The 16898-nt window shown below is 60.7% G+C and carries 27 protein-coding genes; all 27 read left to right on the forward strand.

Annotated features, from left to right (window positions below; translation table 11 throughout):
* Positions 1-10 precede the first annotated feature (10 nt).
* The 27 genes from fusA to ESZ60_RS08940 all read left to right on the forward strand — a co-directional run bounded on the left by fusA (position 11) and on the right by ESZ60_RS08940 (position 16884).
* Entirely contained in the window at positions 11-2134 is a 2124-nt protein-coding gene (fusA, locus tag ESZ60_RS08810; protein ID WP_134680201.1) for an elongation factor G, read from the forward strand.
* Positions 2135-2199: 65 nt separating this feature from the next.
* Complete coding sequence (tuf, locus tag ESZ60_RS08815; RefSeq protein ID WP_134680202.1) at positions 2200-3375, forward strand: elongation factor Tu; 1176 nt, start codon at positions 2200-2202, stop codon at positions 3373-3375.
* Between the two features lie 192 nt (positions 3376-3567).
* A complete protein-coding gene (gene rpsJ, locus ESZ60_RS08820) occupies positions 3568-3876 on the forward strand; it encodes a 30S ribosomal protein S10 (protein ID WP_042247848.1) in 309 nt (102 codons plus the stop codon).
* Between the two features lie 10 nt (positions 3877-3886).
* Positions 3887-4621, forward strand: coding sequence for a 50S ribosomal protein L3 (gene rplC / locus ESZ60_RS08825; RefSeq protein WP_134680203.1), 735 nt, complete (start codon positions 3887-3889; stop codon positions 4619-4621).
* Positions 4621-5241, forward strand: a complete 621-nt coding sequence (gene rplD / locus ESZ60_RS08830) for a 50S ribosomal protein L4 (protein WP_134680204.1) — start codon at positions 4621-4623, stop codon at positions 5239-5241. The genes rplC and rplD overlap by 1 nt, the downstream gene beginning before the upstream one ends.
* Positions 5238-5534 carry a 50S ribosomal protein L23 gene (locus tag ESZ60_RS08835; RefSeq protein ID WP_134680205.1) on the forward strand — a complete coding sequence of 99 codons (297 nt, stop codon included), beginning with the start codon at positions 5238-5240 and terminating at the stop codon, positions 5532-5534. The genes rplD and ESZ60_RS08835 overlap by 4 nt, the downstream gene beginning before the upstream one ends.
* Before the next feature lie 94 nt (positions 5535-5628).
* On the forward strand, positions 5629-6465 hold the full coding sequence (rplB, locus tag ESZ60_RS08840) for a 50S ribosomal protein L2 (protein WP_134680206.1): 837 nt from the start codon (positions 5629-5631) through the stop codon (positions 6463-6465).
* A gap of 3 nt (positions 6466-6468) precedes the next feature.
* Positions 6469-6747: a 30S ribosomal protein S19 gene (rpsS, locus tag ESZ60_RS08845; protein ID WP_134680207.1), complete on the forward strand. Its 279-nt coding sequence runs from the start codon at positions 6469-6471 to the stop codon at positions 6745-6747.
* Between the two features lie 5 nt (positions 6748-6752).
* A complete protein-coding gene (rplV, locus tag ESZ60_RS08850) occupies positions 6753-7148 on the forward strand; it encodes a 50S ribosomal protein L22 (protein ID WP_134680208.1) in 396 nt (131 codons plus the stop codon).
* Positions 7148-7864, forward strand: coding sequence for a 30S ribosomal protein S3 (gene rpsC / locus ESZ60_RS08855; protein ID WP_134680209.1), 717 nt, complete (start codon positions 7148-7150; stop codon positions 7862-7864). The genes rplV and rpsC overlap by 1 nt, the downstream gene beginning before the upstream one ends.
* Before the next feature lie 12 nt (positions 7865-7876).
* Entirely contained in the window at positions 7877-8290 is a 414-nt protein-coding gene (gene rplP / locus ESZ60_RS08860) for a 50S ribosomal protein L16 (protein ID WP_134680210.1), read from the forward strand.
* A 190-nt stretch (positions 8291-8480) separates the two neighbouring features.
* Positions 8481-8687, forward strand: a complete 207-nt coding sequence (gene rpmC, locus ESZ60_RS08865; protein ID WP_134680211.1) for a 50S ribosomal protein L29 — start codon at positions 8481-8483, stop codon at positions 8685-8687.
* Positions 8688-8699: 12 nt separating this feature from the next.
* Positions 8700-8945, forward strand: a complete 246-nt coding sequence (rpsQ, locus tag ESZ60_RS08870; RefSeq protein ID WP_134680212.1) for a 30S ribosomal protein S17 — start codon at positions 8700-8702, stop codon at positions 8943-8945.
* A 68-nt stretch (positions 8946-9013) separates the two neighbouring features.
* Positions 9014-9382 carry a 50S ribosomal protein L14 gene (rplN, locus tag ESZ60_RS08875; RefSeq protein WP_010400243.1) on the forward strand — a complete coding sequence of 123 codons (369 nt, stop codon included), beginning with the start codon at positions 9014-9016 and terminating at the stop codon, positions 9380-9382.
* A complete protein-coding gene (gene rplX, locus ESZ60_RS08880; protein WP_134680213.1) occupies positions 9382-9687 on the forward strand; it encodes a 50S ribosomal protein L24 in 306 nt (101 codons plus the stop codon). Before rplN ends, rplX begins: the two co-directional genes overlap by 1 nt.
* Complete coding sequence (gene rplE, locus ESZ60_RS08885) at positions 9687-10247, forward strand: 50S ribosomal protein L5 (protein WP_134680214.1); 561 nt, start codon at positions 9687-9689, stop codon at positions 10245-10247. Before rplX ends, rplE begins: the two co-directional genes overlap by 1 nt.
* Positions 10248-10265: 18 nt before the next feature.
* Complete coding sequence (gene rpsN, locus ESZ60_RS08890) at positions 10266-10571, forward strand: 30S ribosomal protein S14 (protein WP_134680215.1); 306 nt, start codon at positions 10266-10268, stop codon at positions 10569-10571.
* Positions 10572-10580: 9 nt separating this feature from the next.
* Complete coding sequence (gene rpsH / locus ESZ60_RS08895; RefSeq protein WP_134680216.1) at positions 10581-10979, forward strand: 30S ribosomal protein S8; 399 nt, start codon at positions 10581-10583, stop codon at positions 10977-10979.
* Between the two features lie 12 nt (positions 10980-10991).
* Positions 10992-11525, forward strand: a complete 534-nt coding sequence (rplF, locus tag ESZ60_RS08900) for a 50S ribosomal protein L6 (RefSeq protein ID WP_134680217.1) — start codon at positions 10992-10994, stop codon at positions 11523-11525.
* 11 nt (positions 11526-11536) lie between these two features.
* Positions 11537-11896, forward strand: a complete 360-nt coding sequence (gene rplR, locus ESZ60_RS08905; protein ID WP_134680218.1) for a 50S ribosomal protein L18 — start codon at positions 11537-11539, stop codon at positions 11894-11896.
* A gap of 115 nt (positions 11897-12011) precedes the next feature.
* Positions 12012-12578, forward strand: coding sequence for a 30S ribosomal protein S5 (gene rpsE, locus ESZ60_RS08910; protein WP_134680219.1), 567 nt, complete (start codon positions 12012-12014; stop codon positions 12576-12578).
* An 11-nt stretch (positions 12579-12589) separates the two neighbouring features.
* Positions 12590-12778: a 50S ribosomal protein L30 gene (rpmD, locus tag ESZ60_RS08915; RefSeq protein WP_134680220.1), complete on the forward strand. Its 189-nt coding sequence runs from the start codon at positions 12590-12592 to the stop codon at positions 12776-12778.
* Between the two features lie 135 nt (positions 12779-12913).
* Positions 12914-13624 (forward strand): hypothetical protein, encoded by a 711-nt coding sequence (locus ESZ60_RS08920; RefSeq protein WP_134680221.1) that lies wholly within the window; start codon positions 12914-12916, stop codon positions 13622-13624.
* Positions 13625-13742: 118 nt separating this feature from the next.
* Positions 13743-14090 (forward strand): hypothetical protein, encoded by a 348-nt coding sequence (locus ESZ60_RS08925; RefSeq protein WP_134680222.1) that lies wholly within the window; start codon positions 13743-13745, stop codon positions 14088-14090.
* A 142-nt stretch (positions 14091-14232) separates the two neighbouring features.
* Positions 14233-14718 carry a 50S ribosomal protein L15 gene (gene rplO, locus ESZ60_RS08930; protein WP_134680223.1) on the forward strand — a complete coding sequence of 162 codons (486 nt, stop codon included), beginning with the start codon at positions 14233-14235 and terminating at the stop codon, positions 14716-14718.
* Between the two features lie 102 nt (positions 14719-14820).
* Positions 14821-16191, forward strand: coding sequence for a preprotein translocase subunit SecY (gene secY / locus ESZ60_RS08935; RefSeq protein ID WP_134680224.1), 1371 nt, complete (start codon positions 14821-14823; stop codon positions 16189-16191).
* A gap of 36 nt (positions 16192-16227) precedes the next feature.
* The gene (locus ESZ60_RS08940) at positions 16228-16884 is read left to right on the forward strand and encodes an adenylate kinase (protein WP_134680225.1); all 657 of its coding nucleotides are present in this window, start codon (positions 16228-16230) and stop codon (positions 16882-16884) included.
* Positions 16885-16898: the final 14 nt, after the last annotated feature.

The raw sequence follows: 16898 nt of genomic DNA on the forward strand, positions 1-16898 counted from the left end.
GAATAGCATCATGGCACGGGAATATCCGCTCCAGCGCTACCGTAACTTCGGGATCATGGCCCACATCGACGCGGGCAAGACCACGACGACCGAGCGCATCCTCTACTACACCGGCAAGTCCCATAAGATCGGCGAAGTCCACGACGGCGCCGCGACCATGGACTGGATGGAGCAGGAGCAGGAGCGGGGCATCACCATTACCTCGGCTGCGACGACCACTTTCTGGCAGCGCCAGGAAGATCCGACCACCGAAGGCACCTCGGACACGAAGTACCGCTTCAACATCATCGACACCCCCGGCCACGTCGACTTCACCATCGAAGTCGAACGTTCGCTGGCCGTGCTTGACGGTGCGATCTGCCTTCTCGACGCCAACGCTGGCGTTGAACCGCAGACCGAGACCGTGTGGCGCCAGGCTGACCGCTACAAGGTTCCGCGGATCGTGTTCGTCAACAAGATGGACAAGATCGGCGCTGACTTCTTCAACTGCGTGAAGATGATCAAGGACCGTACCGGCGGCATCCCGTGCCCGATCGCTTTCCCGATCGGCGCCGAGGACAAGCTGGAAGGCATCGTCGACCTGATCAAGATGGAAGAGTGGGTCTATAAAGGCGAAGACCTCGGCGCGAGCTGGGTCCGTCAACCGATCCGCGAAGAACTTCAGGATCTGGCCGATGAATGGCGCGCCAACATGATCGAGCTTGCCGTCGAGCAGGACGATGCCGCCATGGAAGCCTATCTGGAAGGCAACGAGCCCGACGAAGCCACCCTGCGCGGTCTGATCCGCAAAGGCACGCTGTCGCTCTCGTTCTTCCCGGTCACCGCTGGCTCGGCGTTCAAGAACAAAGGCGTTCAGCCGCTTCTGAACTCGGTCATCGACTTCCTGCCCTCGCCGCTGGACGTCCCCGCCTATATGGGCTTCGCCCCGGGCGACGAGACCGAAACGCGGAACCTCGAGCGTCGTGCCGATGACGCGCAGCCCTTCTCGGGCCTCGCGTTCAAGATCATGAACGACCCCTTCGTCGGTTCGCTGACCTTCACCCGCCTGTATTCGGGCGTGCTGAAGAAGGGCGATCAGATGATGAACTCGACCAAAGGCAAGCGCGAACGCGTTGGCCGGATGATGATGATGCACTCGATCAACCGCGAGGAGATCGAAGAAGCCTTCGCAGGCGACATCATCGCGCTGGCCGGTCTGAAGGACACCACCACGGGCGACACGCTGTGCGATCCGAACAACCCGGTTGTTCTGGAAACCATGACCTTCCCCGAGCCGGTGATCGAGATCGCCGTCGAGCCGAAGTCGAAAGCTGACCAGGAAAAGATGGGCCTCGCCCTTCAGCGCCTGTCGGCCGAAGACCCGTCCTTCCGCGTCGAAACCGACATCGAGTCGGGCCAGACCATCATGAAGGGCATGGGCGAACTTCACCTCGACATTCTGGTCGACCGGATGAAGCGCGAGTTCAAGGTCGAAGCGAACATCGGTGCGCCGCAGGTGGCTTACCGTGAAACGATCTCGACCGCGGCCGATATCGACTACACGCACAAGAAACAGACCGGTGGTACCGGCCAGTTCGCGCGCGTGAAGCTGACGATCACCCCGACCGAGCCCGGCGAAGGCTACTCGTTCGAATCGAAGATCGTTGGTGGTGCGGTTCCGAAGGAATACATCCCCGGCGTCGAAAAAGGCATCAAGTCCGTCATGGACTCGGGCCCGCTGGCAGGCTTCCCGGTCATCGACTTCAAGGTCGCCCTGACCGACGGTGCCTTCCACGACGTCGACTCGTCGGTTCTTGCCTTCGAAATCGCTGCCCGTGCCGCGATGCGTGAAGGTCTGAAGAAGGCCGGTGCGAAACTGCTCGAGCCGATCATGAAAGTGGAAGTCGTGACGCCGGAAGAATATACCGGTTCGATCATCGGCGACCTGACCAGCCGTCGTGGCATGGTCCGTGGTCAGGACTCGCGCGGCAACGCCAATGTCATCGATGCCTTCGTGCCGCTGGCGAACATGTTCGGCTACATCAACAACCTGCGCTCGATGTCCTCGGGCCGTGCAGTGTTCTCGATGCAGTTCGACCATTACGAAGCCGTGCCGCAGAACATCTCGGACGAGATCCAGAAGAAATACGCCTGATCGGGATGGCGGGGCAGATCGCCCCGCCTTTCCTCTTAGACACCTGAATTCAAGGAGCCCTGCTTATGGCAAAGGCAAAGTTTGAACGGAATAAACCGCACGTCAACATCGGGACCATTGGTCACGTTGACCACGGCAAAACGACGCTGACGGCTGCGATCACCAAGTATTTTGGTGACTTCAAGGCCTATGACCAGATCGACGGCGCCCCGGAAGAGCGCGCGCGCGGCATCACCATCTCGACCGCGCATGTCGAGTACGAGTCGGAAACGCGTCACTACGCCCACGTCGACTGCCCCGGCCACGCCGACTACGTCAAGAACATGATCACCGGTGCTGCCCAGATGGACGGCGCGATCCTGGTCGTGAACGCTGCTGACGGCCCGATGCCGCAGACCCGCGAGCACATCCTGCTGGGCCGTCAGGTCGGCATCCCCTACATGGTCGTCTACCTGAACAAGGTCGACCAGGTGGACGATCCGGAACTGCTGGAACTGGTCGAGATGGAAGTGCGCGAGCTGCTGTCCTCCTACGACTACCCCGGCGATGACATTCCGATCATCAAGGGCTCGGCTCTGGCCGCGATGGAAGGCCGCGACGCCGAGATCGGCGAGAACTCGATCCGCGAGCTGATCGCTGCTGTCGACAGCTACATCCCGACCCCCGAGCGCGCTGTCGACCAGCCGTTCCTGCTGCCGATCGAAGACGTGTTCTCGATCTCGGGCCGCGGCACCGTGGTCACCGGCCGCATCGAGCGTGGCGCTGTCAACGTCGGCGACGAACTGGAAATCGTGGGTATCCGCGACACCAAGAAAACCACCTGCACCGGCGTGGAAATGTTCCGCAAGCTGCTGGATCGCGGTGAGGCTGGCGACAACGTCGGCGTTCTGCTGCGCGGTATCGACCGTGACGGCGTCGAGCGTGGCCAGGTTCTGGTGAAGCCGAAATCGGTGACCCCGCACACCACCTTCGAAGCTGAAGCCTATATCCTGACCAAGGAAGAAGGCGGCCGCCACACCCCGTTCTTCGCGAACTACCGTCCGCAGTTCTACTTCCGCACCACGGACGTCACCGGCACCGTGAAGCTGCCGGAAGGCACCGAAATGGTGATGCCGGGCGACAACCTGAAGTTCGAAGTCGAACTGATCGCGCCGATCGCCATGGAAGAGAAGCTGCGCTTCGCTATCCGTGAAGGCGGCCGTACCGTCGGCGCAGGCGTCGTCTCGAAAATCCTGAAGTAATTCGGGATCGGGCAGGGGGCCTTCGGGTCCCCGACCCAACGAAATTCCTGGCAGCGCCCGATTCGGGGGTTGCCAAAGGGCGGACCGGCGGCTATGTCGCCGGCCTGCCTATTTGGAATACCGGTTCGAAGCAGGCGCCGCGTGGTGCGTCGTCTGCCTCTCAATCGTTAATGCCCCGCAAGAGGGATTATAATGCAAAGCCAGAATATCCGTATCCGGCTCAAGGCGTTCGATTACCGCGTCCTGGATGCCAGCACGCAGGAAATCGTGAACACTGCCAAGCGCACCGGCGCCACGGTTCGCGGCCCGATTCCGCTGCCGAACAAAATCGAGAAATTCACCGTTCTGCGCGGTCCGCACATCGACAAAAAATCCCGCGACCAGTGGGAAATCCGCACGCATAAGCGTCTGCTGGATATCGTCGATCCGACCCCCCAGACCGTTGACGCCCTGATGAAGCTCGACCTCGCCGCTGGCGTTGATGTCGAAATCAAGGTGTAAGGAGGCCATTATGCTGCGGACTGGTGTAATCGCCAAGAAGCTGGGCATGACCCGGCTGTTCCTCGAAGACGGGCGTCAAGTCCCCGTCACCGTCCTTCACGTTGACAACTTGCAGGTTGTTGCTCAGCGCACCGTCGAAAAAGACGGCTACGTTGCGCTGCAGCTGGGTGCTGGCGAGGCGAAAGCCAAGCGCACCACCGCTGCCCTGCGTGGTCACTTCGCGAAGGCCAATGTCGCTCCGAAGCGCAAGATCGCGGAATTCCGCGTTGCCGCCGAAAACCTGATCGAAGTGGGCGAAGAAATCATCGCCGACCACTACTTCGCAGGTCAGTTCGTCGACATCGCCGGTACCTCGATCGGTAAAGGCTTTGCCGGTGCGATGAAGCGTCACAACTTCGGTGGTCTGCGCGCCTCGCACGGTGTGTCGATCTCGCACCGTTCGCACGGTTCGACCGGCCAGTGCCAAGACCCGGGTAAGGTCTTCAAAGGCAAGAAGATGGCGGGTCACCTTGGTGCCGTTCGCGTCACCACGCAGAACCTGCAAGTCGTTCGCACCGATGCCGACCGTGGCCTGATCATGGTCAAAGGCTCGGTTCCGGGTTCGAAAGGTGGCTGGGTCACCATCAAGGACGCCGTGAAGAAGCCGCTGGCTGAAGCCACCGTCTTCCCGGCTGCGATCCGTTCGAAGGCTGCCGCTGAGGCTCAGGTCTCTGCCGAGGCCGTTGCGCCCGAAGGAGACAACTGATGAAACTCGATGTGATCACGCTCGAAGCCGGCAAGTCCGGTGACATCGACCTGAGCGATGACATCTTCGGGCTCGAGCCGCGCGCGGACCTTCTGCACCGCGTCGTTCGCTGGCAGCGTGCGAAAGCCCAACAGGGGACCCACTCGGTCCTGGGCAAGTCGGACGTCAGCTACTCGACCAAGAAGATCTACCGCCAAAAAGGCACCGGTGGCGCTCGTCACGGTTCCCGCAAGGCGCCGACCTTCCGTCACGGTGGTGTGTACAAGGGCCCGACCCCGCGTTCGCACGCTTTCGACCTGCCGAAGAAAGTTCGCGCGCTCGGTCTGAAGCACGCCCTGTCGGCGAAATTCGCTGCAGGCGAGCTGGTCATCGTTGACAGCCTGAACATCGCCGATGCCAAGACCTCGGCCGTTGCCAAAGCGGTCAAGGAAAACGGCTGGAAGCGCGTTCTGGTGATCGACGGTGCCGAAGTGAACGAGAACTTCGCCCGTGCCGCCCGCAACCTCGAAGGCGTGGACGTCCTGCCGTCGATGGGTGCCAACGTCTATGACATCCTGCGTCGCGACACGCTCGTGCTGACGCGCGCTGGTGTCGAAGCTCTGGAGGCTCGTCTGAAATGACCACGAAGCCCGAACATTACGATGTGATCGTAAAGCCGGTCATCACCGAGAAGGCAACGCTGGCTGGTGAAGCCAACGCTTACGTCTTCCAGGTGGCGAAAGACTCGAACAAGCCGGCGATCAAAGAGGCCGTCGAAGCTCTGTTCAACGTCAAGGTGAAGGCGGTCAACACCACCATCACCAAAGGCAAGACCAAGCGCTTCAAAGGCCGTCCGGGCGTCCGCTCGGATGTCAAGAAAGCCTATGTCACTCTGGAAGCCGGCAACTCTATCGACGTGTCGACCGGCCTCTGATATAGAGCCACCGAATCGACGGCCCCCCTGCGGGGCCGTCGTATTTTGACTGAAACGGACCACCTACGGTCCAAAGCAACGGAAGACAGAAAGCATGGCACTTAAGTCGTATAAACCGACTACGCCTGGCCAGCGTGGGCTGGTTCTGATCGACCGTTCGGAGCTTTGGAAAGGGCGCCCGGTCAAATCCCTCACTGAGGGTCTGACCAAGAACGGCGGCCGGAACAACACCGGACGGATCACGATGCGCCGCAAAGGCGGCGGGGCGAAGCGTCTCTACCGCATCGTCGATTTCAAACGCACCAAGTTCGACGTTTCGGCGACGGTCGAGCGGATCGAATACGATCCCAACCGCACCGCCTTCATCGCGCTGATCAAATACGAAGACGGCGAACAGGCCTACATCATCGCTCCGCAGCGTCTCGCTGTCGGTGACAAGGTGATCGCTGGCGCCAAAGTCGACGTCAAACCCGGCAACGCCATGCCCTTCTCGGGCATGCCGATCGGTACCATCGTCCACAATGTCGAGCTGAAGCCCGGCAAAGGTGGTCAGCTGGCACGTTCGGCCGGGACCTACGCTCAATTCGTCGGTCGCGATGGCGGCTACGCTCAGATCCGCCTGTCCTCGGGCGAGCTGCGTCTGGTGCGTCAAGAGTGCATGGCCACCATCGGTGCCGTGTCGAACTCGGACCACTCGAACCAGAATCTGGGCAAAGCAGGCCGCAACCGTCACAAGGGCATCCGCCCGAGCGTTCGCGGTGTTGCCATGAACCCGATCGACCACCCGCATGGTGGTGGTGAAGGTCGGACTTCGGGCGGCCGTCACCCGGTTACCCCGTGGGGCAAAGGCACCAAGGGTAACAAGACCCGCACGAATAAAGCGACCGACAAATATATCCTGCGGTCGCGTAACGCGAAGAAGGGGCGCTAATCCATGGCACGTTCTATCTGGAAGGGCCCCTTTGTCGACGCATATGTGCTTCGCAAGGCGGACAAAGCCCGCGAGGCTGGCAAGTCGGATGTCATCAAGATCTGGTCGCGTCGTTCGACCATTCTGCCGCAGTTTGTCGGTCTGACTTTCGGCGTCTACAATGGCCACAAGCATATCCCGGTCGCCGTGACCGAGGAGATGATCGGCCAGAAGTTTGGTGAATACTCGCCGACGCGGACCTATTACGGTCACGCCGCCGACAAGAAAGCGAAGAGGAAGTAATCGTCATGGGTAAGGAACAAAATCCGCGCCGCGTGGCGGAGAACGAAGCGTTTGCCAAAACGAAAATGCTTCGCACCTCGCCGCAGAAGCTGAACCTCGTGGCTCAGCTGATCCGTGGCAAGAAAGTCGACAAGGCCCTGGCCGACCTGACTTTCTCGCACAAGCGTATCGCTGGTGACGTGAAGAAATGCCTTCAGTCGGCCATCGCCAACGCCGAGAACAACCATAACCTCGACGTCGACAACCTGATCGTTGCCGAAGCCTGGGTTGGCAAGAACCTCGTCATGAAACGTGGCCGTCCGCGCGCCCGTGGCCGTTACGGCAAGATCATGAAGCCGTTCTCGGAAATCACCATCAAGGTCCGTCAGGTTGAAGCCGTCGAAGCTGGGGAGCGTGCGTAATGGGTCAGAAGGTTAACCCGATTGGGATGCGTCTTCAGGTCAACCGCACCTGGGACAGCCGTTGGTACGCTGATGACAAGGATTACGGCAATCTTCTGCTGGAAGACCTGAAAATCCGCGACTTCGTTCATACCGAAGCCAAACAAGCCGGCGTCAGCCGCGTCATCATCGAGCGTCCGCACAAGAAGTGCCGCGTCACGATCTATGCCGCACGTCCGGGTGTCATCATCGGCAAAAAAGGCGCCGATATCGAGACCCTGCGCAAGAAGCTGACGAACTTCACCGACTCGGAACTGCACCTCAACATCGTTGAAGTCCGCAAGCCCGAGCTGGACGCCCAGCTGGTTGCCGAGTCGATCGCTCAGCAGCTCGAGCGCCGCGTTTCGTTCCGTCGCGCCATGAAGCGCGCCGTGCAGAACGCTATGCGTATGGGTGCTCTGGGCATTCGTGTGAACGTTTCGGGCCGCCTTGGTGGCGCCGAGATCGCTCGCACCGAATGGTACCGTGAAGGTCGCGTCCCGCTGCACACCCTGCGCGCCGACATCGACTATGCATTGTCGGAAGCCACGACCCCCTACGGGATCATCGGTGTGAAGACCTGGATCTTCAAAGGCGAGATCATGGAGCATGACCCGCAGGCACGTGACCGTCGCGCGACTGAAGCGCAAGACGGCCCGTCTCCGCGTGGTCCGCGTCGTGACCGCGACGCGCGCTAAGGAGTAGTTGAGATGCTGCAACCGAAACGGACTAAGTTCCGCAAACAGCACAAGGGCCGTATCCACGGTGAAGCCAAGGGCGGTTTCGCCCTGAACTTCGGCTCCTTCGCGCTGAAGGCCACCGAGCCGGAGCGTGTGACGGCCCGCCAGATCGAAGCGGCTCGCCGCGCGATCACGCGTCACATGAAGCGTCAGGGTCGTGTCTGGATCCGCATTTTCCCGGATGTTCCGGTTTCGTCGAAGCCGACCGAAGTCCGTATGGGTAAAGGTAAGGGTTCGGTGGACTACTGGGCAGCCCGCGTCCATCCCGGCCGCATCATGTTCGAGATCGACGGCGTGTCCGACGAGATCGCGCGTGAGGCTCTGCGCCTGGGCGCGAACAAGCTGCCGGTGCTGACCCGCATCGTGGCCCGCGAAGACTGGTAATCCCAGCTTTCGGATGAAAATGACGCCCCGTCGGGAAACCGGCGGGGCGTCTCATTTGCGAGTTTTCCACAAAGAGGCTTGCAAAAAAGGGGGCAGACCTGTATGGGCAAGCCTTCATCATGAAACTCCACCGGAATCAGGGTGGCCCGGCTTGCCGGGGCTCTCCGGTGATGTTGAAAGGAAATGGCGTATGAAAGCGCTGGAACTGAAAGAAAAGACGCCGGATCAGCTGAAAGAACAGCTTCTGGCTCTGAAAAAGGAAGCGTTCAACCTGCGCTTCCAGCAGGCCACCGGCCAGCTCGAGTCGACCGCCCGCATGCGCGCCGTCCGTCGTGACGTTGCTCGTGTGAAAACCATTCTGAACCAGAAAGCGGCGGAAGCCGCGGCGTCGAACTAAGGAGCCAGGTCCATGCCCAAACGCATCCTGCAAGGCAAGGTCGTCAGCGACAAGAACGAACAGACCGTCACCGTTCTGGTCGAGCGTCGTTTCAAGCATCCGCTTCTGCACAAAACCGTGCGGTCGTCGAAGAAATACCGCGCCCATGACGCGGAAAACCAATTCAAGGTCGGTGACACTGTCCGCATCATCGAATGCGCGCCGATCTCGAAGACCAAGCGCTGGACGGTGCTTGTCGACGCTGCTGCGTCGGCGTGAGCCTCCAGTATTAATCGAAACCCTGGGGCTGGCGGCTGAGCTGGTCCCCAAAGGTCGGGAGTAATCCAATGATCCAGATGCAGACCAATCTGGATGTCGCTGACAACTCCGGCGCTCGCCGAGTTCAGTGCATCAAGGTCCTGGGTGGCTCGCACCGTCGCTATGCGTCGGTGGGCGACATCATTGTCGTCTCCGTCAAGGAAGCCATTCCGCGCGGTCGCGTGAAAAAAGGTGACGTCCGTAAGGCCGTCGTCGTGCGCACCGCAAAAGAAGTGAAGCGTGAAGACGGTACCTCGATCCGTTTCGACCGCAACGCCGCCGTCATCCTGAACAACCAGGGTGAGCCGGTTGGTACCCGTATCTTCGGGCCGGTCGTTCGTGAGCTGCGTGCGAAGAACTTCATGAAGATCATCTCGCTCGCTCCGGAGGTGCTGTAATGGCTGCCAAGCTGAAAAAAGGCGACAAGGTCGTCGTCCTTGCCGGCAAGGACAAGGGCAAGCAGGGCGAGATCTCGGCTGTTCTTCCCAAAGAGAACAAGGCTGTTGTTGACGGCGTCAACATCGCGATCCGCCACACCCGTCAGACGCAGACCTCGCAAGGTGGCCGCGTGGCGAAAGCCATGCCGATCGACCTGTCGAACCTGTCGCTGATGGACAAGAACGGCAAAGCGACCCGCGTCGGCTTCCGTCTGGAAGAGGGCAAAAAAGTCCGCTTCGCCAAGACCACGGGAGACGTGATCTGATGCTGGACCAAGCCACCTACACGCCGCGTCTTAAAGCGCAGTTCCGCGACACCATTCGCGCTGCTCTGAAGGAAGAGTTCGGCTACAAGAACGACATGCAGATCCCGCGTCTGGACAAGATCGTCCTGAACATGGGTATCGGCGAAGCCGTGAAAGACACGAAAAAGGTCAAGCAAGGTGCTGAAGAGCTCTCGCTGATCGCGGGTCAGAAGGCTGTCATCACTCATGCCAAGAAGTCCATCGCAGGCTTCCGCGTCCGTGAAGAAATGCCGCTGGGCACGAAAGTCACCCTGCGTGGCGACCGGATGTACGAATTCCTGGACCGCCTGATCAACATCGCGCTGCCGCGCGTCCGCGACTTCCGCGGCGTCAAAGGCACCTCGTTCGATGGTCGTGGCAACTACGCAATGGGCCTGAAAGAGCACATCGTGTTCCCGGAAATCAACTTCGACAAGGTCGACGAAGTTCTGGGGATGGACATCATCATCTGCACCACCGCATCGACCGACGCGGAAGCGAAATCGCTGTTGAAGCACTTCAACATGCCGTTCAACAGCTGATCGCGAGGGGAAAGAGATATGGCTAAAAAATCCATGGTCGAGCGCGAGAAAAAGCGCGAGAAACTGGTTCAGAAATACGCCGCCAAGCGCGCTGCCCTGAACGAAGTCATCCACGACCAGTCCCGCCCGATGGAAGAGCGCTTCAAGGCCAGCCTGAAACTGGCTGAACTGCCGCGCAACTCCTCGGCTACGCGTCTGCACAACCGGTGCCAACTGACCGGCCGTCCGCACGCGTATTACCGTAAACTGAAACTGTCGCGGATCATGCTGCGCGAGCTCGGCTCGTTCGGTCAGATCCCTGGCATGGTCAAATCGAGCTGGTAAGGGGGCATTATGTCGATGAACGATCCTCTCGGCGATATGCTGACCCGCATCCGCAATGCTCAGATGCGCGGCAAATCGACCGTTCGCACTCCGGCCTCCAAGCTGCGCGCTTGGGTTCTGGACGTGCTCAAAAACGAAGGCTACATCCGCGGCTATGAGAACGTGACCACCGAGTCCGGCCATGCCGAAATCGAGATCAGCCTGAAATACTACGAAGGCACCCCGGTCATTCGCGAACTCGCGCGCGTGTCCAAACCCGGTCGTCGGGTTTATGCCTCGGTCAAGGAAATCCCCTCGGTCCGCAACGGCCTGGGCGTTTCCATCGTCTCGACGCCGAAAGGCGTGATGTCGGACGCAGCGGCTCGCAACGCCAATGTTGGCGGCGAAGTCCTCTGCACCGTGTTCTAAAGGAGGGCAGAGATGTCTCGGATTGGTAAAAAACCGGTCGCCCTCCCGAATGGCGTGACTGCGGAAATCAAAGGTCAAACGATCGAAGTGAAAGGCCCGAAAGGCGTCCGTTCCTTCACCGCGACCGATGACGTGACGCTTGCGCTTGAGGACGGTGCCGTCAAGGTCACCCCGCGTGGCCTGTCGAAGCGCGCTCGTCAGCAGTGGGGCATGACCCGCTCGATGATCGAGAACCTGACCGTCGGTGTTAGCACCGGCTTCAAGAAAGAGCTGGAAATTCAAGGTGTGGGTTACCGCGCCTCGATGCAGGGCAATGTCCTGAAACTGGCTCTGGGCTATTCGCACGACGTGAACTTCGAGGCGCCTGCCGGCGTCACCATCACCTCGCCGAAGCAGACCGAAATCGTGGTGGAAGGCATCGACCAGCAACTGGTCGGCCAAGTTGCCGCGAACATCCGTGAGTGGCGTCAGCCCGAGCCCTACAAGGGCAAAGGCATCCGCTACAAGGGTGAGGTCGTCTTCCGCAAGGAAGGCAAGAAGAAGTAAGGGGCGCGAAAATGGCACTGAACAAACGAGAGCTGTTCCTCAAGCGCCGCCTGCGCGTGCGGAACAAACTGCGGGCGATCTCGGACGGCCGTCCGCGTCTGTCCGTTCACCGTTCTTCCAAGAACATCTCGGTCCAGCTGATCGACGACGTGAAAGGGGTCACTCTGGCCTCGGCCTCGTCGCTCGAGAAGGACCTGGGCGTGGTCGGCAAGAACAACGTGGAAGCCGCAGCCAAGATCGGCGCTGCGATTGCAGAGCGTGCGAAAGCCGCTGGCATCGAAGCCGTCGTCTTCGACCGTGGTGGCTTCCTGTTCCACGGCAAGATCAAAGCGCTGGCCGATGCGGCCCGCGAAGGTGGTCTGAAGTTCTAAGAACTGCGGGCGGTGCTTGCGCCGCCCCGATGATCCGGGGGCCATCGGCCTGCCTTTGGCCCACCAGGATCGGATTTAACGGCGCCACCCGCGCCAGTTGAAAAAGGAATGCCTCATGGCAGAACGTGAAAACCGTCGGGGTCGCCGCGAAGAGCGCGAAGAAACCCCGGAATTCGCCGACCGCTTGGTCGCGATCAACCGCGTGTCGAAAACCGTCAAGGGTGGTAAGCGCTTCGGCTTCGCCGCTCTCGTCGTTGTCGGCGACCAGCGTGGCCGTGTCGGCTTCGGCAAGGGCAAGGCCAAAGAGGTCCCCGAGGCGATCCGCAAGGCCACCGAGCAAGCGAAACGCTCGCTGGTTCGCGTCCCGCTGCGCGACGGCCGCACCCTGCACCACGATATCGAAGGCCGTCACGGCGCCGGTAAAGTGATCATGCGGACTGCCGTTCCGGGTACCGGTATCATCGCCGGTGGTCCGATGCGCGCCGTCTTCGAGATGCTGGGCGTTCAGGACGTTGTTGCGAAGTCGCAAGGCTCGCAGAACCCCTACAACATGATCCGCGCCACCATCGACGGCCTGAAAAAGGAATCGTCGCCGCGCAACGTCGCTCAGCGTCGTGGCAAGAAAGTGGCCGAGATCCTGCCGTCGAACGACAAGCCGGCTGACGCCGCTGTCGAAGCGTAAGGAGAGGCAACATGGCTAAAACCATCGTCGTCAAGCAGATCGGCTCGCCGATCCGCCGTCCGGCCGTCCAGCGCGAGACGCTGAAAGGCCTGGGCCTGAACAAGATGAACCGCACCCGCGAGCTGGAAGATACCCCGGCCGTGCGCGGCATGGTCAACAAGATCCCGCATCTGGTTGTCATCATCGAAGAGCGCGGCTGATCTCAGCCCCTCGACTTGATTTGGAAACGCCCCGGAGGTCTCTCCGGGGCGTTTTCGTTGATGCGGCCGGGGCGGTTAACCTTTCGCTAACCGGTTTTGGGCAAATCTCGGCTACTCCCCTTAAGGAAGCCCGAGATGCCCTACCGGATCGCCCTTGGCTTTGTTTTGCTTCTCGCGCTGCCCTCGGTGGCGCTGGCGGGTGCCTGGCCGCGCACGGAAAAGGCAACCTTTCTGTCGTTCTCGGATGAACGGGATTCCGACGGCAACAGCTACACGAGCTTTTATGGCGAGTACGGCATGACCGGGCGCGAAACGCTGGGTTTTGAGCTTGGCTATACCAATGTCGGCGAGACCAACGCGGTGTTCTGGCTGCAGCACGCCTTGGAGCCGCGCGGAGAGAACCAGCTCTCGGTCTCGCTCGGGATCGGTGTCGTGGCGCGGGACGGGCTCTTCCTGCCGTCGGCACAGGCCGGCGCGAATTGGGGCAGGGGGTTTCAAGGGGTCCTACAAGGCGGCTGGCTCGCGCTTGAGACGCGGATCAAGGTCGCGGGCGCGATGAAGGATGCGGATGAATTCGCGGATCTTTCGGCCAGCGCCTTCAATTACCTGACCTCGGAAGTAACCGCCAAGGCGGATTTCACGATCGGATTGCATGCGACGGATGCCATGATGATCGTGACTCAGTTTCGCTTCGAGGAAACCGACGAGGCGGGGTTCTCCAGCAAGCTCGCGACCTCGGTGGTGCAGGATGTGATGGGGGCGGCGAAGATCGAACTGGGCCTCATCACCCCGTTATCGGGTCCGGGTGAGGCGGGGGTGAAGCTCGGCACTTGGTTCGAATTCTAGAATTCCCGACGGGCAGCGGGACCGTGATCACGAATCGTTGAGTGGTGAAGCCTTCGGGCGCATATTGCGTGCCGGACCGCCCCATGCGGCCCGTTTTTTCATGAGTTGGAGTGTTTCGATGCTGAAATGGATTGGAATATCTGCAACCGCGATGATGCTCTTTTCGGCATCCGCCTTTGCACAGGCCCAGAACAATGTGCCCTATCGCGAAAAGGTCAATCTCAAGGTCGGGCAGGCCATGGTCGTCCATGGGCTGCGTGGTGATTGCGGGCAATTACCGCCAAAATCCAAGCTGAAACCCATGAAATTCAAGACCGGTCATGTCCAATATGGAAAACCGGGCGTGCGGATGAGCAATCGCTGCAAAGGTCCGACGCCGGTCTATGAGGCGATTTTCGTCGCCGAACGCCCCGGCCAAGAGAAGATTGAATTGTTCGGCGATCCGATCTCGATCACCGTGAAATAGCCGAAGCCCGGCAACAACACTTGAAACGAAGCCCATCGGGGAGTATAGGCTGCCGCTGCTCCCTGGTGGGCGCAAAGTGATTCATACATGCCGTGTTCGCCCCTTCGCTTCGCGGGGCGTTTCCGGCTCTAGGAGAAGCAACATGAAACTGCATGAAATTCGCGACAACGAAGGCGCTTCGCGCAAGAAGAAACGCGTTGCTCGTGGTCCGGGCTCGGGCAAGGGTAAAACCGCTGGCCGTGGTATCAAGGGTCAGACCTCGCGTTCGGGCGTCGCGCTGAACGGTTACGAAGGCGGCCAAATGCCGCTGTACCGCCGCCTGCCGAAGCGTGGCTTCAGCAAGCCGAATCGTCTGGAATTCGCCGTCGTTAACCTGGGCCAACTGCAGGCCTTTGTCGACGCAGGCAAACTGGATGCCAAAGGTGACATCACCGAGGACGCCCTGGTTGCAGCCGGTGTCATCCGCCGCAAACTGGACGGTGTCCGCGTTCTGGCCAAGGGCGAGCTGAAAGCCGGTCTGAACCTGACCGTCGCCGGCGCTTCCAAAGCCGCCGTCGAGGCCGTCGAGAAGGCCGGTGGCAAAATCACCGTGACCCGTCCGGCGAAAGAAGAAGCCGCGGCCGAATAAGCTGTTGAAGGGCGCGCCCGCGCCCAATACATAGCTACAAGTTTTCCAGGCGCCGCGGGATCGGGAAACGATCCGGCGGCGCTGCCATGAAGGGGCATACGTATGGCGTCAGCCGCAGAACAGATGGCCGCGAACCTGTCATGGGGCGCGCTCGGCAAGGCGACCGAGCTGCGTCAGAGGATCTGGTTCACCCTCGGACTTCTCATCATCTACCGCCTTGGCACCTATATTCCGGTGCCCGGCATCGACGGCGCGGCGCTGCGCAACTTCATGGACCAGGCGCAAGCCGGCCTTGGTGGCATCCTGTCGATGTTCACCGGCGGCGCGCTGGGGCGGATGGGCGTATTTGCGCTTGGCATCATGCCCTATATCTCGGCCTCGATCATCGTCCAGCTTCTGGCCTCGATGGTGCCCGCTCTTGAGCAGCTCAAGAAAGAGGGCGAGCAGGGCCGCAAGAAAATCAACCAATATACCCGCTATGCCACCGTGGCTTTGGCGTTGTTCCAGGCCTGGGGCCTGGCGGTCAGCCTTGAGCATGGCGGCCTTGCGCATGAGCCGGGCATGTTTTTCCGCGCCTCGGTCGTGATCACGCTGGTCGGCGGCACCATGTTCCTGATGTGGGTGGGTGAACAGATCACCGCCCGCGGCATCGGCAACGGCATCTCGCTGATCATCTTCGTCGGCATCGTCGCCGAGATCCCCGGCCATCTCGCGCAGTTCCTGGCGCAGGGGCGTTCGGGTGCGGTTTCGACCCCGGTGATTCTGGGCGTGATCCTGATGGTCATCGCCGTCATCGCCTTTGTCGTGTTCATGGAACGCGCGCTGCGCAAGATCCATATCCAATATCCGCGCCGCCAGGTCGGGATGAAGGTCTATGACGGACAGTCCTCGCATCTGCCGATCAAGGTGAACCCGGCGGGCGTGATCCCGGCCATCTTCGCCAGTTCTCTGCTGCTGCTGCCGGTCACGATCTCGACCTTCTCGGGGAACCAGACCGGCCCGATCATGTCGACGATTCTGGCCTATTTCGGTCCCGGCCAGCCGCTTTACCTGCTGTTCTTTGCAGGCATGATCGTGTTCTTCGCCTATTTCTACACGTTCAATGTCAGCTTCAAACCCGATGACGTGGCCGAGAACCTGAAGAATCAGGGCGGCTTCATTCCGGGCATCCGTCCCGGCAAGCGGACCGAGGATTACCTAGCCTATGTCGTCAGCCGCGTGCTGGTCATCGGCTCGGCCTATCTGGCGGCCGTCTGCATGCTGCCAGAGGTCATCCGCCACCAGCTCGCGATTCCCTTCTACTTTGGTGGGACTTCCGTGCTGATCGTGGTCAGTGTTGTGATGGACACGATCAACCAGGTGCAAAGCCACTTGCTTGCCCACCAATATGAAGGTCTGATCGAAAAGTCGCAGCTGCGCGGCAAACGCAAGCCGGGGACGGCACGTCCTCGCAAGGCACCTGCCCGTCGTTGATAGGGAGAGGCCCTGAACGGGCGGAAGAGGGAAAATATGGCGACCAATATCATTCTGCTCGGCCCCCCGGGGGCCGGCAAGGGAACTCAGGCCCGGCGTCTGATCGAAGAGCGCGGTCTCGTCCAGCTTTCCACCGGTGACATGCTGCGCGAAGCCCGCAGTTCCGGCACTGAAATGGGACAGCGCGTCGCCAAGGTGATGGACCGGGGCGAGTTGGTCACCGACGAGATCGTCATCGGTCTGATCAAGGAAAAGCTGGAACAGGGCGGCAAGGGTTTCATCTTTGACGGCTTCCCGCGCACGCTGGCCCAGGCCGATGCGCTGGAAGATCTGATGAAGGAAGAGGGACAAGAGATCGGCGCCGTGATCGAGATGCGCGTCGATGACGCGGCTCTGGTTTCGCGGATCTCGGGTCGCTTCACCTGCGGCAATTGCGGCGAGGTCTATCACGATGTGACCAAGCCGACCAAGGTCGAAGGCTCCTGCGATGTCTGCGGCTCGACCGACCTGCGTCGCCGCGCCGATGACAATGAGGAAAGCCTCAAGACGCGGCTGATGGAATATTACAAGAAGACCTCTCCGCTGATCGGCTATTACTATGCCAAGGGGAACCTGCACCCGGTGGATGGTCTGGCCGAGATCGACGCAGTGGCGGGTGCGGTCGCCGCGGTGCTGGATGAGGGCAAGGCTTGACGAAGGCCTGCGAA

The sequence above is a fragment of the Paracoccus ravus genome (assembly GCF_004522175.1).
GTDB lineage: Bacteria > Pseudomonadota > Alphaproteobacteria > Rhodobacterales > Rhodobacteraceae > Paracoccus > Paracoccus ravus.

Coding starts and splice junctions, on each gene's coding strand:
- fusA (WP_134680201.1), top strand. CDS start 11: ATGGCACGGGAATATCCGCTCCAGCGCTACCGTAACTTCGGGATCATG.
- tuf (WP_134680202.1), top strand. CDS start 2,200: ATGGCAAAGGCAAAGTTTGAACGGAATAAACCGCACGTCAACATCGGG.
- rpsJ (WP_042247848.1), top strand. CDS start 3,568: ATGCAAAGCCAGAATATCCGTATCCGGCTCAAGGCGTTCGATTACCGC.
- rplC (WP_134680203.1), top strand. CDS start 3,887: ATGCTGCGGACTGGTGTAATCGCCAAGAAGCTGGGCATGACCCGGCTG.
- rplD (WP_134680204.1), top strand. CDS start 4,621: ATGAAACTCGATGTGATCACGCTCGAAGCCGGCAAGTCCGGTGACATC.
- ESZ60_RS08835 (WP_134680205.1), top strand. CDS start 5,238: ATGACCACGAAGCCCGAACATTACGATGTGATCGTAAAGCCGGTCATC.
- rplB (WP_134680206.1), top strand. CDS start 5,629: ATGGCACTTAAGTCGTATAAACCGACTACGCCTGGCCAGCGTGGGCTG.
- rpsS (WP_134680207.1), top strand. CDS start 6,469: ATGGCACGTTCTATCTGGAAGGGCCCCTTTGTCGACGCATATGTGCTT.
- rplV (WP_134680208.1), top strand. CDS start 6,753: ATGGGTAAGGAACAAAATCCGCGCCGCGTGGCGGAGAACGAAGCGTTT.
- rpsC (WP_134680209.1), top strand. CDS start 7,148: ATGGGTCAGAAGGTTAACCCGATTGGGATGCGTCTTCAGGTCAACCGC.
- rplP (WP_134680210.1), top strand. CDS start 7,877: ATGCTGCAACCGAAACGGACTAAGTTCCGCAAACAGCACAAGGGCCGT.
- rpmC (WP_134680211.1), top strand. CDS start 8,481: ATGAAAGCGCTGGAACTGAAAGAAAAGACGCCGGATCAGCTGAAAGAA.
- rpsQ (WP_134680212.1), top strand. CDS start 8,700: ATGCCCAAACGCATCCTGCAAGGCAAGGTCGTCAGCGACAAGAACGAA.
- rplN (WP_010400243.1), top strand. CDS start 9,014: ATGATCCAGATGCAGACCAATCTGGATGTCGCTGACAACTCCGGCGCT.
- rplX (WP_134680213.1), top strand. CDS start 9,382: ATGGCTGCCAAGCTGAAAAAAGGCGACAAGGTCGTCGTCCTTGCCGGC.
- rplE (WP_134680214.1), top strand. CDS start 9,687: ATGCTGGACCAAGCCACCTACACGCCGCGTCTTAAAGCGCAGTTCCGC.
- rpsN (WP_134680215.1), top strand. CDS start 10,266: ATGGCTAAAAAATCCATGGTCGAGCGCGAGAAAAAGCGCGAGAAACTG.
- rpsH (WP_134680216.1), top strand. CDS start 10,581: ATGTCGATGAACGATCCTCTCGGCGATATGCTGACCCGCATCCGCAAT.
- rplF (WP_134680217.1), top strand. CDS start 10,992: ATGTCTCGGATTGGTAAAAAACCGGTCGCCCTCCCGAATGGCGTGACT.
- rplR (WP_134680218.1), top strand. CDS start 11,537: ATGGCACTGAACAAACGAGAGCTGTTCCTCAAGCGCCGCCTGCGCGTG.
- rpsE (WP_134680219.1), top strand. CDS start 12,012: ATGGCAGAACGTGAAAACCGTCGGGGTCGCCGCGAAGAGCGCGAAGAA.
- rpmD (WP_134680220.1), top strand. CDS start 12,590: ATGGCTAAAACCATCGTCGTCAAGCAGATCGGCTCGCCGATCCGCCGT.
- ESZ60_RS08920 (WP_134680221.1), top strand. CDS start 12,914: ATGCCCTACCGGATCGCCCTTGGCTTTGTTTTGCTTCTCGCGCTGCCC.
- ESZ60_RS08925 (WP_134680222.1), top strand. CDS start 13,743: ATGCTGAAATGGATTGGAATATCTGCAACCGCGATGATGCTCTTTTCG.
- rplO (WP_134680223.1), top strand. CDS start 14,233: ATGAAACTGCATGAAATTCGCGACAACGAAGGCGCTTCGCGCAAGAAG.
- secY (WP_134680224.1), top strand. CDS start 14,821: ATGGCGTCAGCCGCAGAACAGATGGCCGCGAACCTGTCATGGGGCGCG.
- ESZ60_RS08940 (WP_134680225.1), top strand. CDS start 16,228: ATGGCGACCAATATCATTCTGCTCGGCCCCCCGGGGGCCGGCAAGGGA.